This is a genomic window from Acaryochloris marina MBIC11017, from assembly GCF_000018105.1.
Classification (GTDB): Bacteria; Cyanobacteriota; Cyanobacteriia; order Thermosynechococcales; family Thermosynechococcaceae; genus Acaryochloris; species Acaryochloris marina.
The window spans coordinates 2,623,138-2,643,880 of record NC_009925.1 but is presented as its reverse complement, the minus strand read 5'-3'; the positions used below and the strand labels follow the sequence as shown (position 1 = coordinate 2,643,880).

At 46.9% G+C, this 20,743-nt stretch carries 19 protein-coding genes and 1 pseudogene; 10 read left to right on the top strand and 10 right to left on the bottom strand.

The window, feature by feature from the left end; all coding sequences use genetic code 11:
- The first annotated feature begins 332 nt into the window (after window positions 1–332).
- Window positions 333–1,124, top strand: coding sequence for a class I SAM-dependent methyltransferase (locus AM1_RS11780; protein WP_012163067.1), 792 nt, complete (start codon window positions 333–335; stop codon window positions 1,122–1,124).
- Between the two features lie 104 nt (window positions 1,125–1,228).
- Window positions 1,229–2,008, top strand: a complete 780-nt coding sequence (locus tag AM1_RS11775) for an ATP-grasp domain-containing protein (protein ID WP_012163066.1) — start codon at window positions 1,229–1,231, stop codon at window positions 2,006–2,008.
- 47 nt (window positions 2,009–2,055) lie between these two features.
- On the opposite strand, the gene AM1_RS11770 is transcribed toward AM1_RS11775, so the two are convergent.
- Both AM1_RS11770 and AM1_RS11765 read right to left on the bottom strand, forming a co-directional pair.
- A complete protein-coding gene (locus tag AM1_RS11770; RefSeq protein ID WP_012163065.1) occupies window positions 2,056–2,328 on the bottom strand; it encodes a Txe/YoeB family addiction module toxin in 273 nt (90 codons plus the stop codon).
- Entirely contained in the window at window positions 2,309–2,581 is a 273-nt protein-coding gene (locus AM1_RS11765) for a type II toxin-antitoxin system Phd/YefM family antitoxin (protein WP_012163064.1), read from the bottom strand. Before AM1_RS11765 ends, AM1_RS11770 begins: the two co-directional genes overlap by 20 nt.
- Before the next feature lie 119 nt (window positions 2,582–2,700).
- Between AM1_RS11765 and AM1_RS11760 the strand changes: the two genes are divergently transcribed.
- Genes AM1_RS11760 through AM1_RS11750 form a run of 3 tightly spaced genes read left to right on the top strand, consistent with a single transcriptional unit; the run spans window position 2,701 to window position 3,656 of the window.
- Window positions 2,701–2,982 carry a hypothetical protein gene (locus AM1_RS11760; RefSeq protein WP_012163063.1) on the top strand — a complete coding sequence of 94 codons (282 nt, stop codon included), beginning with the start codon at window positions 2,701–2,703 and terminating at the stop codon, window positions 2,980–2,982.
- A 10-nt stretch (window positions 2,983–2,992) separates the two neighbouring features.
- Window positions 2,993–3,307, top strand: a complete 315-nt coding sequence (locus tag AM1_RS11755) for a hypothetical protein (RefSeq protein ID WP_012163062.1) — start codon at window positions 2,993–2,995, stop codon at window positions 3,305–3,307.
- Window positions 3,291–3,656 (top strand): type II toxin-antitoxin system PemK/MazF family toxin, encoded by a 366-nt coding sequence (locus AM1_RS11750; RefSeq protein ID WP_012163061.1) that lies wholly within the window; start codon window positions 3,291–3,293, stop codon window positions 3,654–3,656. The genes AM1_RS11755 and AM1_RS11750 overlap by 17 nt, the downstream gene beginning before the upstream one ends.
- Before the next feature lie 29 nt (window positions 3,657–3,685).
- Here AM1_RS11750 and AM1_RS11745 read toward each other — a convergent pair whose 3' ends face one another.
- From AM1_RS11745 to AM1_RS11735, 3 genes are read right to left on the bottom strand one after another with little or no spacing between them, the layout of a single operon-like run.
- Window positions 3,686–4,777: an MFS transporter gene (locus AM1_RS11745; RefSeq protein WP_012163060.1), complete on the bottom strand. Its 1,092-nt coding sequence runs from the start codon at window positions 4,775–4,777 to the stop codon at window positions 3,686–3,688.
- Window positions 4,774–5,841 carry an Ldh family oxidoreductase gene (locus AM1_RS11740; protein ID WP_012163059.1) on the bottom strand — a complete coding sequence of 356 codons (1,068 nt, stop codon included), beginning with the start codon at window positions 5,839–5,841 and terminating at the stop codon, window positions 4,774–4,776. The genes AM1_RS11745 and AM1_RS11740 overlap by 4 nt, the downstream gene beginning before the upstream one ends.
- Entirely contained in the window at window positions 5,838–6,623 is a 786-nt protein-coding gene (locus AM1_RS11735; protein ID WP_012163058.1) for a VanW family protein, read from the bottom strand. Before AM1_RS11735 ends, AM1_RS11740 begins: the two co-directional genes overlap by 4 nt.
- Before the next feature lie 107 nt (window positions 6,624–6,730).
- Between AM1_RS11735 and AM1_RS11730 the strand changes: the two genes are divergently transcribed.
- The 4 genes from AM1_RS11730 (at window position 6,731) to AM1_RS11715 (ending at window position 12,398) form a co-directional block, all read left to right on the top strand.
- Window positions 6,731–7,870 (top strand): KamA family radical SAM protein, encoded by a 1,140-nt coding sequence (locus AM1_RS11730; RefSeq protein WP_012163057.1) that lies wholly within the window; start codon window positions 6,731–6,733, stop codon window positions 7,868–7,870.
- Window positions 7,867–8,859, top strand: coding sequence for a D-alanine--D-alanine ligase family protein (locus tag AM1_RS11725; RefSeq protein WP_012163056.1), 993 nt, complete (start codon window positions 7,867–7,869; stop codon window positions 8,857–8,859). Before AM1_RS11730 ends, AM1_RS11725 begins: the two co-directional genes overlap by 4 nt.
- Window positions 8,860–9,249: 390 nt before the next feature.
- Window positions 9,250–10,758, top strand: a complete 1,509-nt coding sequence (locus AM1_RS11720) for a lipoxygenase family protein (protein WP_238549232.1) — start codon at window positions 9,250–9,252, stop codon at window positions 10,756–10,758.
- A gap of 329 nt (window positions 10,759–11,087) precedes the next feature.
- Entirely contained in the window at window positions 11,088–12,398 is a 1,311-nt protein-coding gene (locus AM1_RS11715; RefSeq protein WP_012160919.1) for an IS701-like element ISAcma8 family transposase, read from the top strand.
- Window positions 12,399–12,420: 22 nt separating this feature from the next.
- On the opposite strand, the pseudogene AM1_RS39805 reads toward AM1_RS11715, so the two are convergent.
- From AM1_RS39805 to AM1_RS11690, 4 genes and pseudogenes are all read right to left on the bottom strand, one after another.
- Window positions 12,421–13,465 (bottom strand): annotated as a pseudogene (locus AM1_RS39805) (IS630-like element ISAcma41 family transposase).
- Window positions 13,466–13,566: 101 nt separating this feature from the next.
- The gene (locus tag AM1_RS11700; protein WP_012160919.1) at window positions 13,567–14,877 is read right to left on the bottom strand and encodes an IS701-like element ISAcma8 family transposase; all 1,311 of its coding nucleotides are present in this window, start codon (window positions 14,875–14,877) and stop codon (window positions 13,567–13,569) included.
- Window positions 14,878–15,151: 274 nt separating this feature from the next.
- On the bottom strand, window positions 15,152–17,569 hold the full coding sequence (locus AM1_RS11695; RefSeq protein ID WP_012163053.1) for a catalase family protein: 2,418 nt from the start codon (window positions 17,567–17,569) through the stop codon (window positions 15,152–15,154).
- A gap of 192 nt (window positions 17,570–17,761) precedes the next feature.
- Entirely contained in the window at window positions 17,762–18,106 is a 345-nt protein-coding gene (locus tag AM1_RS11690) for a hypothetical protein (RefSeq protein ID WP_012163052.1), read from the bottom strand.
- A gap of 622 nt (window positions 18,107–18,728) precedes the next feature.
- Between AM1_RS11690 and AM1_RS11685 the strand changes: the two genes are divergently transcribed.
- Window positions 18,729–20,093, top strand: a complete 1,365-nt coding sequence (locus AM1_RS11685) for a tetratricopeptide repeat protein (protein WP_012163051.1) — start codon at window positions 18,729–18,731, stop codon at window positions 20,091–20,093.
- On the opposite strand, the gene AM1_RS11680 is transcribed toward AM1_RS11685, so the two are convergent.
- A complete protein-coding gene (locus AM1_RS11680; RefSeq protein WP_041659710.1) occupies window positions 20,052–20,498 on the bottom strand; it encodes a phage integrase N-terminal SAM-like domain-containing protein in 447 nt (148 codons plus the stop codon). The two genes, AM1_RS11685 and AM1_RS11680, sit on opposite strands and share 42 nt — an antisense overlap.
- Between the last annotated feature and the right edge of the window lie 245 nt (window positions 20,499–20,743).

The following is a 20,743-nucleotide window of genomic DNA, read 5'->3' as shown; positions in this document are numbered from 1 at the left end:
GCTTTGTTGTGAGTGATGCCAGATCTGAGTAAAGGTAGTAGGCTACACACCAATCCTGAAGTTTATAGTACATAATTACTATTAATTGGTCAAGAGGTGGGTCTTTTGCAATAGCCTGCGCTGTTGTGAATGCTTGAGCTTGTGGTTAGCCTCTGCTGCTCAGGCTAGAGGTCGGTTAGGCTATTTGGGGGATGTAGCAATAGATATATTGAGGTATTGTGCTGAGCTAGATCTTTGCTATGTACTGATGGGAGCGAGGGATAACGGTTTATGGGATTGCTCTCATTAGATATATGGTTTGCCCAGGACTAGATGGCTGAGCGGAGAAAGAAATGTCGACTGCTAAATACATTTTCACTGAGACTCAATATGCTCAGGAACTGAAACGCCTCCAGGCCATTGAAAAAATCTTTGATCCAACCAGTCATCAACGGCTGAAATCGACAGGGATAAACACAAACTGGCGATGCTTAGAAGTTGGAGCTGGAGCAGGATCGATCACGCAATGGATGGCAGGCATGGTTGGGGAGAAGGGCCAGGTGGTTGCCGTTGATCTTGATACGCGATTTGTGGCTAACCTGGAAGCCGGAAATGTTGAGGTTGTGGAAGGCGATATCCAGCACCTTCCTTTGGATAAACAATCCTTTGATTTGGTTCATGCCCGCTATGTTTTGATTCATAATCCTGATGCTCATGCATTCCTATCGAAGCTGTTGGAGTTGGTGAAACCGGGGGGATGGATCGTCCTAGAAGAACCTGACTTTGCGGCTGCTCGGGCGATTGCAGGTGAGGACTCTGCTTGTCAGTCTGTTAATAATGTCAACCGGGCGATTGAGCAGATGTTTACGGCGAGGGGGATGGATTATGGCCTTGGAGCTAAGTTACCTGCTCTACTACAATCCTATGATTTACAGTCATTCTCGGTTGAGGTTGATACTCATCTCTCTCAAGGGGGTTCAGGCATAGCGACTATGATGCATATGTCTACGATGCAATTGGCAGAGAAATATCTTGCAACGGGGGCAGTTACCCAGGCGGATATCGATCATTATGGCCGATTCGCAGAAGACCCAAATACGTGGGCCATTTACTATGCGACGGTAGGCGTTGTTGCTCAGAAATAGTAGTTTAACTTTGGCAATATGGCTAAGCTAAGGACTGCTTGTGGACTTGCACAGAGTGCTATTAGATCATTTCATGCCTTATCTTGCCTGTTAGCACTGGAGTCATGGAGAAAACAACTTGGGTTGTACAATCCAATATTCCTAAATCTAATTCTGCATTGCTCTTGCAAGCGGCTTGCGAACAATTGGAGCAGCCTTTTTACCCAGTCACGGTCCAACCAGGACAGAAGCATTTACCAAAGATGTCTGAGGTTGATCCACCCCTTGTCTTTCACGGTGTCACAACGCTGATTCTCTGTGCCAGGGAAGATGCGCGGGTTCAAAAAGGCGTCTTCTACGATTCTCAGAATTTTACGCATGATGCCTATACCCAAGGCTTTGGTCATGCCTATCTCAATTACGATGCCCAGGTGATGGACTGGTCATCATTATTGAAAATGGCGGCTGATGCATCTGCTGCTTTCTTTATCAAGCCCCCTGATGATCTCAAGGCATTTACGGGCTGTGTTGCTGACTATGAAGACATTCGGCGAATGCATCGAAAATTGCTAGATGTCTCTCATCGCCAATCAGACAAGGTTGTGGTCGGACAACGGTATGAAGTGGATGCAGAATGGCGACTTTTTATCGTCAATGGTGAGGTAATTACAGGGTCAATGTATCGCCCTACTGCAGAAGCTTTGCTACCGCAAGAGCTTCTAGATTTTGCAGCTCAGTATGTTGCAATCTGGACACCGGCTGATGTCTTTGTCCTGGATGTGGGGCGGGTTGATCGACAATGGCGGATTATTGAGTGCAACTGTTTTAACTGGAGTCGCTTTTATTTATCTGATGTGAAACGGATAGCTGATCGAGTGTCTCGATATCAAGAAGACCATTGGTAGTGTGTTTTTTATCGTACATGGCAGTCCGATTATGGAATGTGCTAGCTCTAGGTGATTTGGTCATAATGACCACCGATGGCGAAGATGTAGATGTAGTTATCATCAAATCGATAGACGAGTCTATCTTTTTGCGATATCCTTCGAGACCACAAACCAGAAAGATTATGTTTTAGAAGTTCTGGCTTGCCGAGTCCTGAGCTAGGATCTCCTCGCAGCATCTCTTTGAGGATCTTACAAAGATTCCGATGCAGTTTCTTGTCTTTCTCTCTCAACTTTTCATAGGCGCTCCAGGTATTACCTTCAAAGACTAAAGATCTCATCCATTTCCTCGGTGGATGGTGTGTAGCCTTGCTGGTTTAGATGAGTGGCAAAAGACTCAGAAATCTGCTGCATCAAGTCACTACTTTGTAATATACGCAGTGTTTCTTGCTCCCGCTCCCAGTCCTCAGCGCTGACCACTACAAAGTCTGCTCCATTGCGCCGAGTCACTTTCAGCGGATCGTGCTGGCTAATCACTTTTTCTACACATTCTTTGAGCGCTGCTCTGAATTGGTTGACACTGATACTGTCCATTGGAACTCAAGCTAAAATTTAATGTACGGTATTACAGTACATTTTAAGGCAAGTCTAAGAAGTTTTTAGGTGATGACTGCTAGGCTAGGGCCAATAGCTTCTGAAGACTAGGTTGTGAAATGAGCGGTCCGATTGGGGAAATTGCGGGAAAAGGTACGCAAGGTGCCATTGCGAAAGTGGGGGCATCTATCCTTGAGAAGTTGCTTGAGAAAGGAATTGAATTTGTTAAAGATCGGCAGGCTGGGGCTGATTTATTTCTGAGGTATGAGACGAAATATCTAGAGCGGTACGGAATCGTCAAATTGCTAGGGATGAAGAAAGGGCTATCTTTGGACCAGGTCTACACTGGCGTCAAAATTTTAGATGATATTGGTATTCGCCAGGTTGAATCTCTAGCGTGAGATAAATAATATGACTATCACTAAGCTAATCCCCACCGTCAAAAGACTGTCCCACACTGACAAGCTCTTACTTTTACAAGTCCTCGTCCAAGAACTCCTCCAGAATGAAGGCGTTACAGAAGCTTTGTCTTCATCCTTTAGCCAGACTGAACAATCGATGACCGAAGCATCGACTTTCACCTTAGAAGAGCGACGCCATTTTTTAGAACAGCCACTGGCAGAACGAAGACGAATCTTGGCAGAACAGGCAGATATGATATACGACCATTATCAGCAAGATTCTGAATGGCAAGACCTAATGGCAGGTGATGTCGTTGACTACTAATCCCGCAGTGCCTAAGCGTGGAGAAGTCTGGCTAGTGAACTTTGATCCTACCCTTGGTACAGAGATTAAAAAGACCCGCCCTGCGATTGTGATTAGCTCTGACGCCGTAGGCAAACTGCCCATCAAACTGGTTGCCCCCGTCACTGATTGGAAACCTTATTTTGCCAAGAACATTTGGCATGTGAAGCTAGAGCCAAGTGCTGACAATGGGTTGAGTAAACTATCCTCCGTCGATGCACTTCAGCTTCGAGGTGTTGATCAACAAAGATTGATCCGTCGGTTAGGGTATCTCTCTGATGAGATCATGGCTTCAATTGAGATCGCGATCATGACTATCATCGAAGCATAAAGACTCTGTGTAGCTGTTTGAAATGAGACTTAACCATGCTCTTGTGCCGATGTGCTGGATAAAAACTGACTGCTCAGCAAAAGGAGCAGAGCAAGACTCAGAAAGCCAAAGCGTAGGTTAATAGGATCAGGGATTTGATCTAAGACCGTAGGGAATAGGGTTTTGCCTAGATAGGCAGCGTAGAACATATAGCCTAAAGCCACATGACCACAGCGCCCTTGCAGGAGAGCAAAGATAGTTGCAAAAGTTGGGCCATAGAGAACTGCCGCAATTGGAAACAGAAAGCCAAAACTGGGCAAAAACGCCAGTGCAATGGTACCCACACCCACCAAAAACAATATCTGCAACCGTTGTACTGGGCGAGGGCCAACCCAAATGCCCAACGTTAGGCGACCCAGAGTTAAACCACCCCAATACGCTGAGAGCAACGCATTTTGCCATCCCTTACTCCAGCCCAGACTGCTGAGGTAAGACCCACTCCAGGTGCCAATCGAACTTTCCAAACCGACGTAAATCAATATCACCAACAGAAATGGCCAAGCAATGCTCCACTGAACGCGATCATGGCGAGGCTGAAAATTTTGAACTGGGGGTGCTTGCCATGCCAGGGCAATGGCTAAAATGGCTCCCATTGCCACTAAGCCAAAGGCCCAGCGCCACAGTAATGCTGCATTGATCAGAGGAGCACTCAAAGCCCCAACCCCAAAGGTGGCATTCGCCCAATTTAAGACGGTGATCTTACGGCGAGGATGTAGCTCTCCCACCAAGTTATTGCAGTGAAAGTTGAGAATGCCGTCTCCCCAACCCAGCAGAAGGGCAGCACCCCCAATCCAGGCAAACTGAGGGGCACAAGCGGCGGCGATAAAGGCAACGCCGATGGCAGCAAAGGCAAAGGCAAAGACAGGATGGCGATATTTTTGGCGAGAGACCCAGATTAATCCCCCTAGGCTGCTGACTAAAAAGAGGGTATAAAACAGGCCAATATTGACGCCTGTGCCAAAGGTATCCGTCCACTGCTGGAGGAACGCACCGGGCATGGCGACCACAATGCCGTGGAGGTAGAGACCGATAAAACCTGCCGCTGTTAAGCGGCCTTGGCTTGTTGGGGTGGATGGATTCAAGCGTTAATCGAGATAGACAGATCAGGCGTTAGGTGTTGATTTACCAAGTCAGGGCCGAAGTGACGGGCCAAATCCTGGATTAGAGCATAGGGTACAGGAATTCCCTGGTGTATGCGCGTCTGCTCTGTTACAACTTCCAACTCACCGGGGAAATAGATGGGCTGTTGGGGGTCGAGGCGTGGGGTTTGTTTTAGGGTTGCGATCGCATCCCCCACCCGCTCTGCAAATTCCTCTGGATCAGACCAGACTGCCAGATCCATCACCCAGAAAAAATGCCCCGTACCGTTCATGCGATCATGCCTGGATTTGGTTTTAAATAGAGCTGCTGCCGTTCCCAAAAGCGGGCCACAGAGCAGATCCGCAACCAGGGCCATCCCCGCTCCTTTGGGCGAAGCGGCTTGATTGACCGCCACCGCTTGCGCTTCAGAGGTGGTCTCGCCTGCTGCCGTTAAACCCCACTCTGGTGGGATGGGCAGTCCTTGATAGCCGAAATGCTTAATTTTGCCGCCACTCACGGTTCCCGCCGCCATATCCAACACGATGGGCATATCACCGTTGGGAATGCCCCAGGAAAAAGGGTTATTGCCAAGGCGGGCTTCTTTGCCACCATAGGGGGCTAAATCCACGACATTAGTGTCGCTGGTAGCAAAACCGATCATCCCAGCAGCGGCGGCCATCCGTGTATAGTAGCCTGCCATGCCAAAATGGTTGCTGTTGGTGACCCCCACCACTGCCATGCCCATCTCCTGAGCCTTGGTAATCGCCTGTTGCATGGCTATCTGACCGGCATACTGTCCAGGCGCACGATCGGCTTCGATCCGGATCATCGTGGGGCGATCCGTTTGGATGTGTAACTTGGGTTGAGGGTTAATCCGACCGCTCCGCAGACTTTTGTCATACCCCATAATTTGCTGCAACCCGTGGGAATCCATGCCCCATAAATTGGCTTGGACTAAGTGATCGGTGATCGCAGTAGCAGCCTCGGATTGCAGGGGATAGTTCGCTAAAACAGCGGTGAGAAAGGCGCGAAGCTGAGCGGCAGAAACCTGAATCAGTGGGTTCATAGGGGGTAGGGATGGTAGGTATCTTCGGTTTGGTAGGTGAGGATTTTGGGGGATTCAGGGGGTTGGACCCATCGTTGGGTGCGCACCCGCCAGCCTGGAATGCCATCTGGGGGAGCAGGCAACGATTGGATCACCTCAGAGTTTAGCGAGATAGTGTCGGAAATGGGGGTTGGTCCCCAAAGACTGGCAGTGGCTGTCAATTGAGCTTGATCAATTTGCAGGCGTAGCTGGAGGGGGACGGGATGCAGATTGCGAACGACCAGATCCTTATAGCCATATACAACGGCTGCATCTTGGCCCAAGGTAAAAAAGCGATCGTCGCCGTAGGTATCGACGCTGTGATTGGACCGTTCTAAAATCTCCAAATTGCCCGCCAGAAAAGCGCCAAACAAGGTGGTAGAAATTTGGCACAGCCCCCCGCCAGCATCCGTCGTTAGTTGTCCTCGGATCAGCATGGGGCCAGCCCGAAAGCCATTTTGAATCGTCGGTTGAGGGATGCGTCGCCAAAAGCCAAAGATTTGCTGGGGCTGAAGAATCAGGCCATCTACGAATTGAGCGGCTAAGCTCATATTGATCAGCCGATTTTGGTGGAGGTTATTTGCGGAAGACCGTTGCTTAATGGGGGTTTGACATTGGCTCCAGAGATGGTTAAATCTGGAGGAGTTTATCGGCGCTTGCTGTTGCGCATATTGCGGGCCATAGCCCCGCCGCATCTCTTTGAGGGATTGACGCAGTCGGCACTTCAGCAGTCGTAGTGGGGTTCGCCAAGAGGAGGCCGTCAATCGTTCAGCTCCATTGTTGTTAGGGCATCAGTTGTTAGGGCATTATTGTAAACCGAGGATCTGATGTGTGCCTGATCCTCAAAGATTTATCTGGGGAATGTGAGGGGATGACATTATCGACGCCTAAGCGCCTGGCCTGGCGGGATGAACTCAAAGCGAGTCTACAGTTTTCGCAAACGGCGGCAACGACCTTACCTCTGGGAGAGGAAGACTGCGATCGCATCACTGCTGCCCAAACCCATTTTCCCTTTATGGTGCCGGAGGGCTATGCCCAACTGATTGATTGGCAAGACCCCACCGATCCGCTGCGACAGCTGCTCTTACCGTCGGTCTATGAACAGGATGACCACGGCTCTCTTGATACCAGTGGCGAAACCTTATCGACGGTGGTGCCTGGATTACAGCATAAGTACGAACAGACCGCCGTTTTGATTGTCACCCAAGCCTGTGCGGGACATTGCCGCTATTGCTTTCGTCGCCGCCTAATGAGCAAAGATGTGATGACCAAGGAAACCATTGAGGATTTGCAGGGTGCGATCGCATATATTCAAACCCATCCTGAAATTGACAATGTGCTGATGTCCGGGGGCGACCCAATGGTGTCCAGTACCCGCCGTCTGGCCAATTTGCTGGCAGCCCTGGCCGAGATTCCCCATCTCTGGCAAATTCGGATCAGCACCAAACTACCCGCCTTTCTTCCCAGCCGCTTTACTTCTGATCCGGAGTTGCTGCAAGTGTTGGCCCAGTATCAAGAGCGATTCCAAATTGTTTTTCAGTGCCACTTCGATCACCCTCGCGAAATCACCCCAGCCGCAGAACAGGCCCTAGCGGTTTTGCGAAACGCAGGCTGTCTGCTTACGGCTCAAATTCCCCTGATGCAAGGGGTCAACAGTTCCGTCGATGTGATGGAAACCTTATTTAAGCGACTGCATCGCCTCAGCGTCCTGCCTCAATATCTCTTCCATCCGCGCCCGGTTAAACATGCCCTCCATTTTCAACTGCCAATTCTGGAGGGACTCAAGCTAGTCGAAGGACTGCGCCAACGCTGCAATGGCTCCGTTAAGCGATTTCGCTATATCCTCACCCATGAACACGGCAAGCTAGAACTCGTCGGACTCACCCCTGGTCCTGAACCACAGCTGATCGGTCGCTGGCACCAGCGGCGGCGGGGCAATGATTATCCTGACATTCTGTTTTTGCCGATTGATCCGCAAACGATGTGGCTACCGGATGCTCTCCCACCATGAAGATTGGCCTCCTGTTTGACTCCCAAGCGGAGCTGATGGCTGCACCAGAGGCCCAAGTCAACACCCACTACCATTGGCGCGAACCGGAAGAAGTGGTTGCGGTGACCCATGCCCTCACGGATTTGGGCCATACCGTTGATGCTATTGGGTCCCTGGAGAGTTTGCTTCACCGCTGGCAGCAGCAAGACCTGCCTGATCTAGTGTGGAATTTATCCGTAGGTGCTCTATCCCGCAATCGTACGGCTCTCGCTCCTGCGTTGTTAGAACACCTAGGCATTCCCTATACCGGTGGCGATGCGGCCACTAAAAGTTTGACCTTAAATAAAGACTGGCTCAAACCGGTTCTGGAATGGTGCGGCATTGCCACGCCACCTTGGCGTCGCTTTGGTTTGGAAGAGTCGATTACAGAATTACCCCCTTGGCCCGTATCGCTACTGAAACCCACCTGTGAAGGTTATTCTTTAGGACTTCAAAGGTTCGAGACCCAAGATGGGTTAGCGGTATTGCAGAAACAGGTGCAGCAACTTCAATCCCAGTTTCAAACCGCAGTACTTTGTGAACCGTTGATTGCGGGGCGAGAAATTACGGTTGGGGTGGTTGGCAATCTCGAACCGAGTTTGCTGGGAGCTGTGGAAACTTTGACGACTTCAGGTCAGGCATTGCAGGAGCAAGTGTTGGATCTGCAAGCGAAGCGTCAGGGAGGGTTTCAGAAAGTCAATGTTGATCTAGCCGATTCAGACTTACAGCCTCTGCGGAGTGCAGCTTTAAAGTTGATGAATCTGCTGCAGCCTTTGGATTATGCAACCTTCGATTTTCGGTTAGGCCGGGGGCAAGCCTATTTGGTGGATGTGAATGCCGATGCGACGTTACATCCTTTGCGATCGCTTGCCCAAATCGCCCAAGCCCAAAAACTGACCTATCCACATTTAATTAAGCTGATTTTGATGACGACATGTCACCGCTGGAGCCTGAGCCTCACAACTCCATAAGTTGATGTAAAGATGCATAATTCGCCTACCCGAGTGTGTCAAGTATGCTGTCAGGCTTATGCCTAAAAAATAACGTTCTCCTGTGAAATATTCGAGAAACTCTAACGTATTAACTCTTGATAATGATGCATAAAAACCATGGATATAAATGATGAGTAATATGTAGAACTACTGCCTCATGTCATGGTTAAGCAAACGGTTTCCGGCAAAATTTCTCGACAATTTGATCAATCGCCCTTTAGAGATACATTAATTGAGATTTGGGACCGAGATTTTGGGCTAGATGACCTAGTCGGTTCAGGGAGAACGAACGACAATGGCGAGTTCAACATTGAATATGATACAGATGATGCTGGTGATACCCCCGATCTAACCGTTAAGGTCATCCGATTGGACTATCAAAGTCAGCCTCATGTGATTTATGAGGAAGATGGTCCTAGGAATGTAGAAGGAGACTATGATTTCGGCACTATTTTGATCGCTGACTGGGAATATGATCCCGATTATGCCGTACCACTGATACGTTCGGAAGGAGCAGGAATCTTTGCCTCTCCCCAGAATTTTGTCGCATCACAGACTCGTAAAATACTGCTTAAATCAGTCCCATGGGGGCTGAAAAGACGGAATGCTGGACAACAGGGTTCGATTGAAGCAGCGCAAACTGTTTTTCCAGAAAACCTCACCATCGAGAACGGTACATCTAGAGATGATAAGTTCTTTATTGATGCAACTTTAAATGGTTTTGCACCAGCGCTAATGACCCAAGATAGCAATGGACAATTTCATGTTCGCTACAACTTAGATCAATATAGATGGGATGAAATTCATCAAGCACCTAGTGTGCATTTAACAATGGTGAAAGATGGGAATGATCAGTTGATTCCCCAAAAAATTGAATGGAAACTAAGGAAAATTGCGTCTTTCCCTCCTGAATTTGTCGATGATGGTTCGGCTGAGCCTGGAGACGGGGCAAAGTGGGAGCAAGCGAAGCTGTATTTCCGCATTGCTGAGTTTATTGATGGACAGGTTAAGGGACATTTAGGCAGAGGGCATTTGAATGTGGGGCAGTATGCTATTGCCCTCTATCGGAATATTCAAAAAAGTCCCATCCTTAAACTTCTTCATCCCCACTTAAAGAGTGTTTCTGCGATTAATACGTTTGGGAAAGATATTATCTTTGGAGATCAAGGAGTCCTTGCACTTTCCCCCCTCAACTCAGCTTCTTTAATCGATGTGATGAGAGATGATCTGGGCCAATGTAATTGGAGGAACTGGTCGCCCAGAAGTGAGGTGAATTCTACTGGCCAGCATTCCTATTCGAAAATTCAGAATCTATATTGGAATATTCTGAATGAATACGTTGATAAATTCTTTTCGCTTTATGAAGACAAAATCAAATTAGACTGGAAAGAAATTTATTACTTCTCCAAAGATTTAGAAAACCATAGCGTTCCATTTGTCCCTCCATCTATCACAGATGGAGAACAGTATGTTGATAATAATGAAGTCAGCGTCGAAAGACCTGCGAATCAAAAGGCAATTAGTCCAATCACAGAAACGATGACTCATCCTGGTGAACAGGATATCGAGAACCTCAAACAAGCCTGTGCTTATGCGATTTATCATGCAACGATTTGGCATGATTGGCGCAATGATAATCAAGCCAACTATGGTGGAGAAATTGATTATGCTCGTCTAGCAATTGATTATTCTGTTGAAGATGCTGCATTTCAGTTATTTATTGTCAATATCTTGGTCGATGTCAAGCATGGATATTTAACCAGGAATGAAGAAAACGATATTCCTAGAGAGTTTATTTCGATCTTGAAGAGAGAGCGTGACAACTTTAAAACACTTGGTTATGATTTGCGAGATTTAAGATCGCGGATCAATATCTAAAATTTAGATATTTCCTAGCCCTAAAGCTTCAATCTAAAATCTTTTTGTTGCAATTTAGATAGAGAGTTAGCGCTGGGAAATATAGTATTATCTATGAATAAAAATGATATAGATGTCTCTTGATGAAATCTATCTATAAGTGGTTTTCTGTATTTATAAATACAACTTGGATGATATCAGTTGCAATAAGAAAGACGTAAAAATTCTCGACTTAATATTTAACTTGTCACGCTAAATCTCCTGATAGTAAGGATGGCAGTTATCCCTCTTTTATCACTTTAGACAGATAAAAAATAGACTATTCTCAGTTTCTATTTTTCTAATGAGTGATGTCAGCTTCAAGAAGTCCAGAACCAACCATTGGCTTTGTTGATGAGTACTGCCAACTATTTGCAGAGTTATTTCCCCAAGTCCGCAGTTATGAAGCCTTCAAGCATCTCCATCTGGGGATGATTAGTGATATCAAACGTAAATCATTGCCCGCCATTGCAAGAGCAGTGGGCTTGGAGAACCATCAAAGCCTGCATCATTTTCTGAGTGAATCACCTTGGGTAGCGTCACATTTGTCTGACAAGAGATTGGACATCATCTTGAAAATACTGGATGGGCGCAGGTTAATTCTATTGATCGATGAGACGGGCGATTGCAAAAAAGGCAAGAGTACCGACTATGTGAAACGGCAGTATATCGGCAATGTGGGCAAGAAAGAGAATGGCATCGTCGCAGTCACTGCCTACGGGCTGTTTCAAGGGATGATTTTGCCTTTGTCCTTTGAAGTGTACAAACCCCGAGAACGTCTTAAAGAGGAGGATGAGTATCTCAGCAAACCCCAAATTGCTGCTGGAATGATCCGACAGTTGCAAGGGATGGGCTTTTGCTTTGAGCTCGTCCTGGCTGACAGCTTGTATGGGGAAGCTCAAACAAACTTTGTGAATGTCTTAGAGGAGTTAAAGCTGCCCTATATCCTAGCGATTCGTAGCAATCATGCGGTGTGGTTACCCGCAGAACAAGCAGTCTTTGCCGAACCGTGGCAGTCATTTGAACGAACCTTCAGCAATGGCACCACTGAAACTCGTTACAGGCAAGAGATCATTTATGGCCAGCGACACCACCAGAAGCGCTATTGGCTATTAACCACGGACCCCCAAACGCTACCAGAGAACTCAACCTCTTATGTCATGGCAGCGGCACCCGAGATCAAGCTGGATGAAATTGGGGATTGCTATGGCTTCAGAACTTGGATTGAGTATGGTCTCAAACAGTCTAAAGATACCTTGGGTTGGGCTGATTTTCGCATGACGCACTACGAACAAATTGAAAAGTGGTGGGAGATAGTGATGAGCGCTTTCTTGATGGTGAGTTTGTTCGCTGATGTCTTCAATGACTCTTGTCCAGTGGCACATCAACACTTTGCGCAGCATCCTTGGTGGGATAACCAAAACGGGTGGAAGAATCTGCTCAATAATGTGCGCTTGATCATTCAACCGTTAATCAGTTGGAATCTTCTAAAGCGCTGGTTAGAAGTCTTTCCCAGCCGTGCTTTGAAAAAGGGGTTTGAGCAACTCACATCAAAGATGGAGGCATTTTGCTGTCCACTGGTGAGGAAATTGCTCAAGCATCCTGATTTTCTCTCTGTCTAAAGTGATAAAAGAGGGTTATACTCTAGACGGTTAAGAGATTAACTTTCTGGAAAGACTGAAACTTGAGTGAGAGCAGGCTGGTTAGTTTCGCCTTATGCTCTGTATTGCATTGGTCAATGCACTGTTGAATGGCCCCTTTGAAAGAGTGAAAATCCGAATAATACTTCGAGTAGAGACATTCCTTGCGCACAAAGCGCCAAAGCCGCTCAATCAAATTCAAATGGGGTGAATAGGAGGGCAAATAGACTAACTCAATATCGACGATCTCAGCAAAGTCAGTCACCAGCTGGCATTTTTGATATCGGGCATTGTCTAAAATGACGCTGATGGGTATGACTGGGTCGAGTAGTGCCAGCTTGGCTAGCAACAGACACATGCTATGAGAGTTGATGTAGGTGTGGTTGGTGATACTGGTGACAGCGTTGAGTGCACCCAGAACATTGAATCGTTGACGGCCAGAAGGAGAAGGGATGAAGATCCGACGAAGGCACCAGAGAAACCCCAGATAAGCCCGGTGAACAAAATGAGCAGCATCCACAAAAAAGACAAGACGCTCTTGGCGTTGAGCTTCCTCTAATAAGGGTTCAAGGCGAGTTTGTCGAAACTGCTCTTGCTCCTCAATTTTCTCGGGCAGACTCGACTTTCCCGGCACATACCCCACTTTTCGAGAGCGACAACCAATGCGTTTGAGGAAGGCTTTGAATCTGGGTTGGAGAACGCTTAATACCTGTCAATTGTTCAATGACTGCTTGGGCTTCTGCACTGGTGCGGGGCGGGTGTTGCTCAAAATAGGCTCTCACACTATCGCTATGAGCGTTGAGTGAACTGGATTGACCTTTGTATTCCAGGGTTTTCAACCCTTCAATTCCGCCTTGTTGATACAGACGAAGGGTTTTAGCTAAGGTCGGACGACTAATCTGACAAAGCTGACAAATCTGGGCATGGGGAAGACCCTGACTTTTCAAGTAGAGCACTTCCATCCGTCGCTGCACCCGTGGGTGAGGGTGATGATAGCGTTCGTAATTGAGGTGTTGGATTTCCTCTGCGGTGAAATCAATTTTAATCATGCAAGTAGGGGAGTCGGTTGAGGGATATTCCCAGTCTGCCAAATCTCTCCACTACAATGTTAAGCCGCAAGTCGTACGCAGTATAACCCTCTTTTATCACTTTAGACAGAGAGAAAATCAGGATGCTTGAGCAATTTCCTCACCAGTGGACAGCAAAATGCCTCCATCTTTGATGTGAGTTGCTCAAACCCCTTTTTCAAAGCACGGCTGGGAAAGACTTCTAACCAGCGCTTTAGAAGATTCCAACTGATTAACGGTTGAATGATCAAGCGCACATTATTGAGCAGATTCTTCCACCCGTTTTGGTTATCCCACCAAGGATGCTGCGCAAAGTGTTGATGTGCCACTGGACAAGAGTCATTGAAGACATCAGCGAACAAACTCACCATCAAGAAAGCGCTCATCACTATCTCCCACCACTTTTCAATTTGTTCGTAGTGCGTCATGCGAAAATCAGCCCAACCCAAGGTATCTTTAGACTGTTTGAGACCATACTCAATCCAAGTTCTGAAGCCATAGCAATCCCCAATTTCATCCAGCTTGATCTCGGGTGCCGCTGCCATGACATAAGAGGTTGAGTTCTCTGGTAGCGTTTGGGGGTCCGTGGTTAATAGCCAATAGCGCTTCTGGTGGTGTCGCTGGCCATAAATGATCTCTTGCCTGTAACGAGTTTCAGTGGTGCCATTGCTGAAGGTTCGTTCAAATGACTGCCACGGTTCGGCAAAGACTGCTTGTTCTGCGGGTAACCACACCGCATGATTGCTACGAATCGCTAGGATATAGGGCAGCTTTAACTCCTCTAAGACATTCACAAAGTTTGTTTGAGCTTCCCCATACAAGCTGTCAGCCAGGACGAGCTCAAAGCAAAAGCCCATCCCTTGCAACTGTCGGATCATTCCAGCAGCAATTTGGGGTTTGCTGAGATACTCATCCTCCTCTTTAAGACGTTCTCGGGGTTTGTACACTTCAAAGGACAAAGGCAAAATCATCCCTTGAAACAGCCCGTAGGCAGTGACTGCGACGATGCCATTCTCTTTCTTGCCCACATTGCCGATATACTGCCGTTTCACATAGTCGGTACTCTTGCCTTTTTTGCAATCGCCCGTCTCATCGATCAATAGAATTAACCTGCGCCCATCCAGTATTTTCAAGATGATGTCCAATCTCTTGTCAGACAAATGTGACGCTACCCAAGGTGATTCACTCAGAAAATGATGCAGGCTTTGATGGTTCTCCAAGCCCACTGCTCTTGCAATGGCGGGCAATGATTTACGTTTGATATCACTAATCATCCCCAGATGGAGATGCTTGAAGGCTTCATAACTGCGGACTTGGGGAAATAACTCTGCAAATAGTTGGCAGTACTCATCAACAAAGCCAATGGTTGGTTCTGGACTTCTTGAAGCTGACATCACTCATTAGAAAAATAGAAACTGAGAATAGTCTATTTTTTATCTGTCTAAAGTGATAAAAGAGGGATAACAACCCAGGAGACTTAGCGTGACAAGTCAGATTAACGCTTCCCTATGCCTGAACTGCTGGCTGCAGTGGACGATCTAAACCCGTTGGGTAATTTAGGTTAAGACTAGATAACGCCAACCAGGATTGAATACTAATCCTGGTTGGCCATGAATTTGATTTTCTAGCTACTGTTAAACTATTGCAGCCTTCACTATGCAGCCAACATTAGATATTGGTGCTCATCATAAGATTGGCTAGGGGAATGCCTGGCTCAATGTGCTGCCGCTGTTGCCAAAGTAAGTTTTTAAGGGCTGTTGGTCCCACATCCATAATGGGGTTGTAGCGGACATGGGAAAGTGTCCAGAGGAGAGTGACCTGTTTGGCTTCTCGTTCAGCGACGCGTAGAGGATCATACTTTGGATGGCGGGTATCCCATAGGCCAATCGTGCTATAGCTGACATCGCCACCGTCTTCGTACTGCTTGTTATTAACCCATGAATGGAAGAAAGAGCTAAGGAAAATAACGTATACACAAAGCTGCTGTAAGTCAGCATTGTTTTGAACGGCGAGTGTCCCTAATTCTGGTTTGAGAATCGAGTGAGTGACCAGATCGTGGGACATGGCTTGGATCTCAGACCAGTATTCCTCCATACCTGCCTGATGGTCTTCGAAGAACTCCCTGACATACTGCGTCAAGAGATTCCACATTGCGATCGCAGCCGGATCATAATGGTTGTTCAGTACCCGATCGGGCAGGGTTTGACGATGGGGCGTCCAATGATAACTCAGGTGACTGATTTCATCTTTGAGAACGTCATCTACGCTCTCTGGTGTTAGAGAGGAGGCTTCCGGAATAAAGCCTGTCGGTCCACTAATTAGGTTGGCTCCTAGCTTATTGATACTTAAGAGACCTTCCAGATGGGGTTCTAACAGTAAACGAATGGGATTATTCACCACATTCCGGTAATACGCCATAGCGTACTGATCCAGGTTCATGTGGGTTCGTCCTAGATGAGATTGAGCCTCCTGGAAGACGAATTCTGCGCAGCGGAACAGGCGCTTACTCCATTCCCAATTTTCATCACCGGGTTGCTGAGTCTCTGTTTGGCCGTTCAGAGTAAATTGAATGGAATGGGGATGCAAGTATTGTCCACAGAAATTAAACCGGGCTGTAATTTTTGTCGGAAGGATGCCCGCAGGTTCCACCTGGTGTTTGCTGCAATCGTAGCAGACCTGATATTGCCAGGCATGCCCCGTCACTCGGTTGAGTTTGCCTGGATTAAATCCATTCAGGCGGCGCTCTACAAAGAAATCATCGCTAAACTTATCCAATCGGGTGCGGGTTAGGTTCGGCGGCATATAGGAAACCACACTGGTACCCATCAGATCTAAGGCCCCTGTAATACCTAATTCAGGCAAATCAGGATCTAGCTGTTGATTGGGAATCAGTTTGAGGCCAAAGTTGGCCCAGTAGCGTGGTTTTGGCTTTACTCTCGCGGGCAAGGGCTTTGTATTATCGAAGCTCGGGGTTTTGCCTGTGCCATAAGGATATTGCTCAGGGAGGGACGGCTGGTGACCGCTGCCCCAATCCACTAGGCTGGAGCTAGGAGTTTGATATTTACGCATATTGGCAGAGATCTGATAGACAACAGAGCGAAGATGGTTGACAGAAGCTGTTTCACGCGCTGTCTTCGCCAAAATTAAGCTCAATTCTGGTGGTGCATTATAGGGATTAAATTCCAAGGCTTCCGCGAGTTCATCGGGCAAAATGCTACCCAAGTCCAACACCGCAACATCATGGAACGGATGGTCTTCTTCTTCCCAGGGAATCGTGCAGTCTTTGGCTGTTTCATTCATTGCAGCATCATCAGAAACGGGCTGCAGTTGGATCTGCAGTAGATAGCTGACCCCTGTACTGCGTACCTGTTGGCGAAAATCGTCCTGTAGATAGGTCTCGGGACGGGTATCGCTGGCGACGCGAGGTAAGTAATCTAAAGGTAGTTTCACCTCTTCAGGCTTCAGCCATCCCGTGTCTGCAGATGGGTTTTGGCGGTTAACCAAGCGATATCGGAGAAAAAATGACTGCTGATTGAGGCTAGTAAAACTGTAGGTTGTCTCAGAATAGTAGTGGAGTTGAGTGTAGGAGTCTGGGTCGCGAATAATTTCATGGAAGATGGGTGCAATCTTGGGAAATTCCTGCAGCATGGCGGCTCGCGATTTCATGGGCCCTGCTGCCCAGCGAGCAAAGGAAAGCGCCTCTGCCAAAATAAAGGAGCGTCCAGTGCTCATCAGGATATCGACAATGCCTTCATCTAGGTTTAAATCCGATAGCGGCGCTTGGGCATCGCCCGCTAGGACCCTGACTGTCGCACCGCGCCCATCGAGGATGGCGTCATCGCGGAACCCTTTGATATTGGCGTGGCGTAGTAAGACCGGGTATTGTTTGCCTGCGCTAAATATTTGATGTTGAGGGATATCTAGAGTATCTAGAACTTTCAAAACCCCTTTGGCGACGGTGCCGTAGGAGTGGGTCGCTCGCCGTCCTTTAATTTGTGCGGTACGTCCAAAGGCTCGGGCAATATTTGAAATTAGTTTTTTAAATTCATCATCAACATGTTCAGTGCGCGGATCACGACTATCCATGGTTAATTACCTTAAGGGTCTGATGGTTTGATCGTTTGAGAGCACAAAACAACCTATCTACCGGCAGAAAGATAAATTTGAGATAGGTTGATACGAAATTCAGTTTTGAAATCTTATTCGATGGCCTAACCCGCTGAAATAGCTCCTAATCTCTAGGATTGAAAAGAATTTCAGTCTAGTTTGACAGCAGTACTAAAGTTTGGCATCGCTAATCGTTACAGCTGATGCCATCAATCGCTTCAGCTCATCTAGGCTAGCGGTCAAAGCACGATTGGGAGCAGCTTGATCCAACAGAGGGTTGATGGCATTGATGTGGGATTCGATTTGGTTGCCTAAGCCTGGCTCCAAGCGCTTGATAGTACCACCGAACATAAACCAGATTTTTTGAGCAGGGGAAAAGAAATTATCTTTTGCTTTTTGATAGTCTTCTACTGAAACCATCAATGCAGAGAGATCGAACAGATCTCGCATAACTTGAACGGACTTTCGGCGGAAAGCAACTTTTTGTTCGATGGGAAGTGAATCTACAGTTGGCATTTTCTAGATCTCCAGGTTTCACAAATGGGAAATAAAAAAGATGATTATTTTAAAACTGAGCTGTCTAATTCATTCAAGCTTCTAATATCTAACATCATTTCAAATGGCCATTTTTACGCCATTCTTTAATTTTGTTTATTTTGTACTCAGATTTTTTAGTCTTCCCTTTCTTATAGAATCTTAAGATTGCTCACTGTCTAGAAATCCAATAATGTCTCTTGAAGTCTTTCTTGCCGAGAGCTAATAAAGTATGTTTAGGATGATCGCTCACCGTAACTATCTCTATTCCTATTTGAGATACACTGAAGGCTAAAAGATCTGTATATCAATAAATTGATGGGTGAAATCGAAGAATTTTTACTTTTTTGACCGGCTGAGCCTAACTGAAAAAATAGAGCTAGCACTAATAAACCCCATAACTTTTAGTGACTAGTCTGATAGTTTTTAATAAATTATTTAGAACTATTAGTGATGGTGACCAGACTCACTTTAGATATTTTCATTTGTTTTTATGATAAGAATAATCTTTCTCTCAAGAGCTGATGGCATAATTTTTAGCTTTTGCTAGATAAATTGGTTGCGCCTGAATCTTGACTGCTGTTATTCAATTCTGCTTGTAAAGATGCATACCCATTCTTTGACGGTTGATGAGCCTGCTCAGTCACCTGAGTTCAACAAGCTGCTGAATCAGTATCGTGTTAGCTTGCAAATCTTTGATCGCCCCAAGGGCAAATTTAAGCCAGAAGAAATTCTCAATCTTTTGACCTGTCGTGATCAAATCCAGGCCTTGATGACGGAGCGATCCTTGTTGAGTTCTCAGCAGTTATTGCGGCTAGCGGATTTAGATTGCTATCTCAAAAAATATGAAGTCTTGATTGCGACTCACCTTGATTTAGAGGCTTGGCAGCAGTTGGTTAATCCGCCCCACACTTCTTGGTGGTGGTTTCTCAGGGCTCCAGAACCTAGGCATTGGTGGAACGAATATGATTGGCTGTTTAATGCCGGAACCCTGGTTATTTTGACCATCTCGGCCAGTTTAATTACTGATACTGCTACTCGCCTATTCTCGGGGGGTATCGACTTGGGTTCAACCTTAATGATCTCCGGCCAAAGCCTATTGGCCTTGCTCGCGGGGGGAGGGGCCTTAACTCAAGCTGGCCGACAAGCCTATGAGCGTCTTCTCTGTCGGATACGGATCAATAAGCGCTATTGGCAGGAGGCAAGTTTTACCTTCGCCCTGATCCTAGTTTTATCTCTGGCTGGTATCCATTCTGCATTGCCTGGATTTGCGGAAACGGCTAACCAGAATGGCGAAGCTCATTATCAGAATGGCAAGTTAGACAGTGCTCGCAAAGACTTTAAGCGGGCGATTGCCCTGAAGCAAGATTTTCCTAAGGCGCATTTCAATTTGGCCTTGGTCCATGAAGATTTGCAGCAGCTTGAAAAAGCGAAGGCACAGTATCAGCTTGTGGTGACTCAGAAAGACCTTGTGAACTGTAATGCTGCTAATGCTGACCATTGCGATGATCTGATGATTTGGCTGCAGGCCCATAACAATTTAGCTGAGCTGGATATTGTCGATGAAGAGTATGGCAAAGCGGCTCCGCTATTGCAGGCAGGGTTGCGGAAGCTAGAACAACAAGGTAATAAAGAGACACCCGAGGGTAAACAACTGAAATATAGCCTTCTTAAGAATTTAGGGTGGGCACGGTTAAAGCAGAAGTTTTTCTCGAAGGCTGAACACCATCTTCAGCAGGCAGCCCAGATGGAGCCGAATGCCCCTGATCCATTTTGTATGCTGGCTAAAGTGTCTGAAGCGAAGAATGAGCAGCAGAAAGCACTACCCGATTGGAAGAAGTGTCTGACTAAAGCCCAGCAAAATCCGATTGTTCTGGAGACGCAACCAGAAGTGAATCAATGGGTGGCTGAAGCGCAAGAACGTCTCTCAACAGCTAGGGATGCAACACAGGAGAACGCCAAAGCTTAAGAAGCTGGCCGTCAACAAGTGGCCCCTACTCATATTATCTAGAATCTCCGCGATTTCAGAGCGTGAAAAGACCGTGGGTAACCGTGCTGGCTTGCGAGCGCGCTCAATCTTGTCAATGTAAGGTAAATAAATTGACAGAACGTGCTGATAGAGAAACAGTAAAACGCTCAATGCCACATTTTGAGTTGAGGCTGCTACCTGTTTATCGATGGCGAGGTGAGAGAGATAGGCGTGAATCTCGTCAACTCCCATTTCACGAGGGTGGCGTTTCTGATGGAACAGGATGAATGATCGAATGTAGTAGATGTATGACTTTTCAGTCTTGTGACTAAAATGCCTAAGTCTGGCTGATTGACGAACTTGATCTAGCAGGCGTGGAGGCTGTTTCTGGACACCAGGAGACATTACAGTTATGGGAAGCTTGATTCAATAGGGGTGAGAATAGGGGTTTTATCCGATAATATGTCGCAATACTATCCAAATCAGTGGTATTAGGCGACACTTGACATTTAATTCCCGTTGGAAGGTTGTTATACGACACTTGGCATCTAATATTCTATATAGGAGAGTTATACGTCAGTCTGTCGTATAACCATAGTTAGGCAGCTTCGCTCTTTAACTGGAACAGTACCCGGAAATCGTCGAAGATC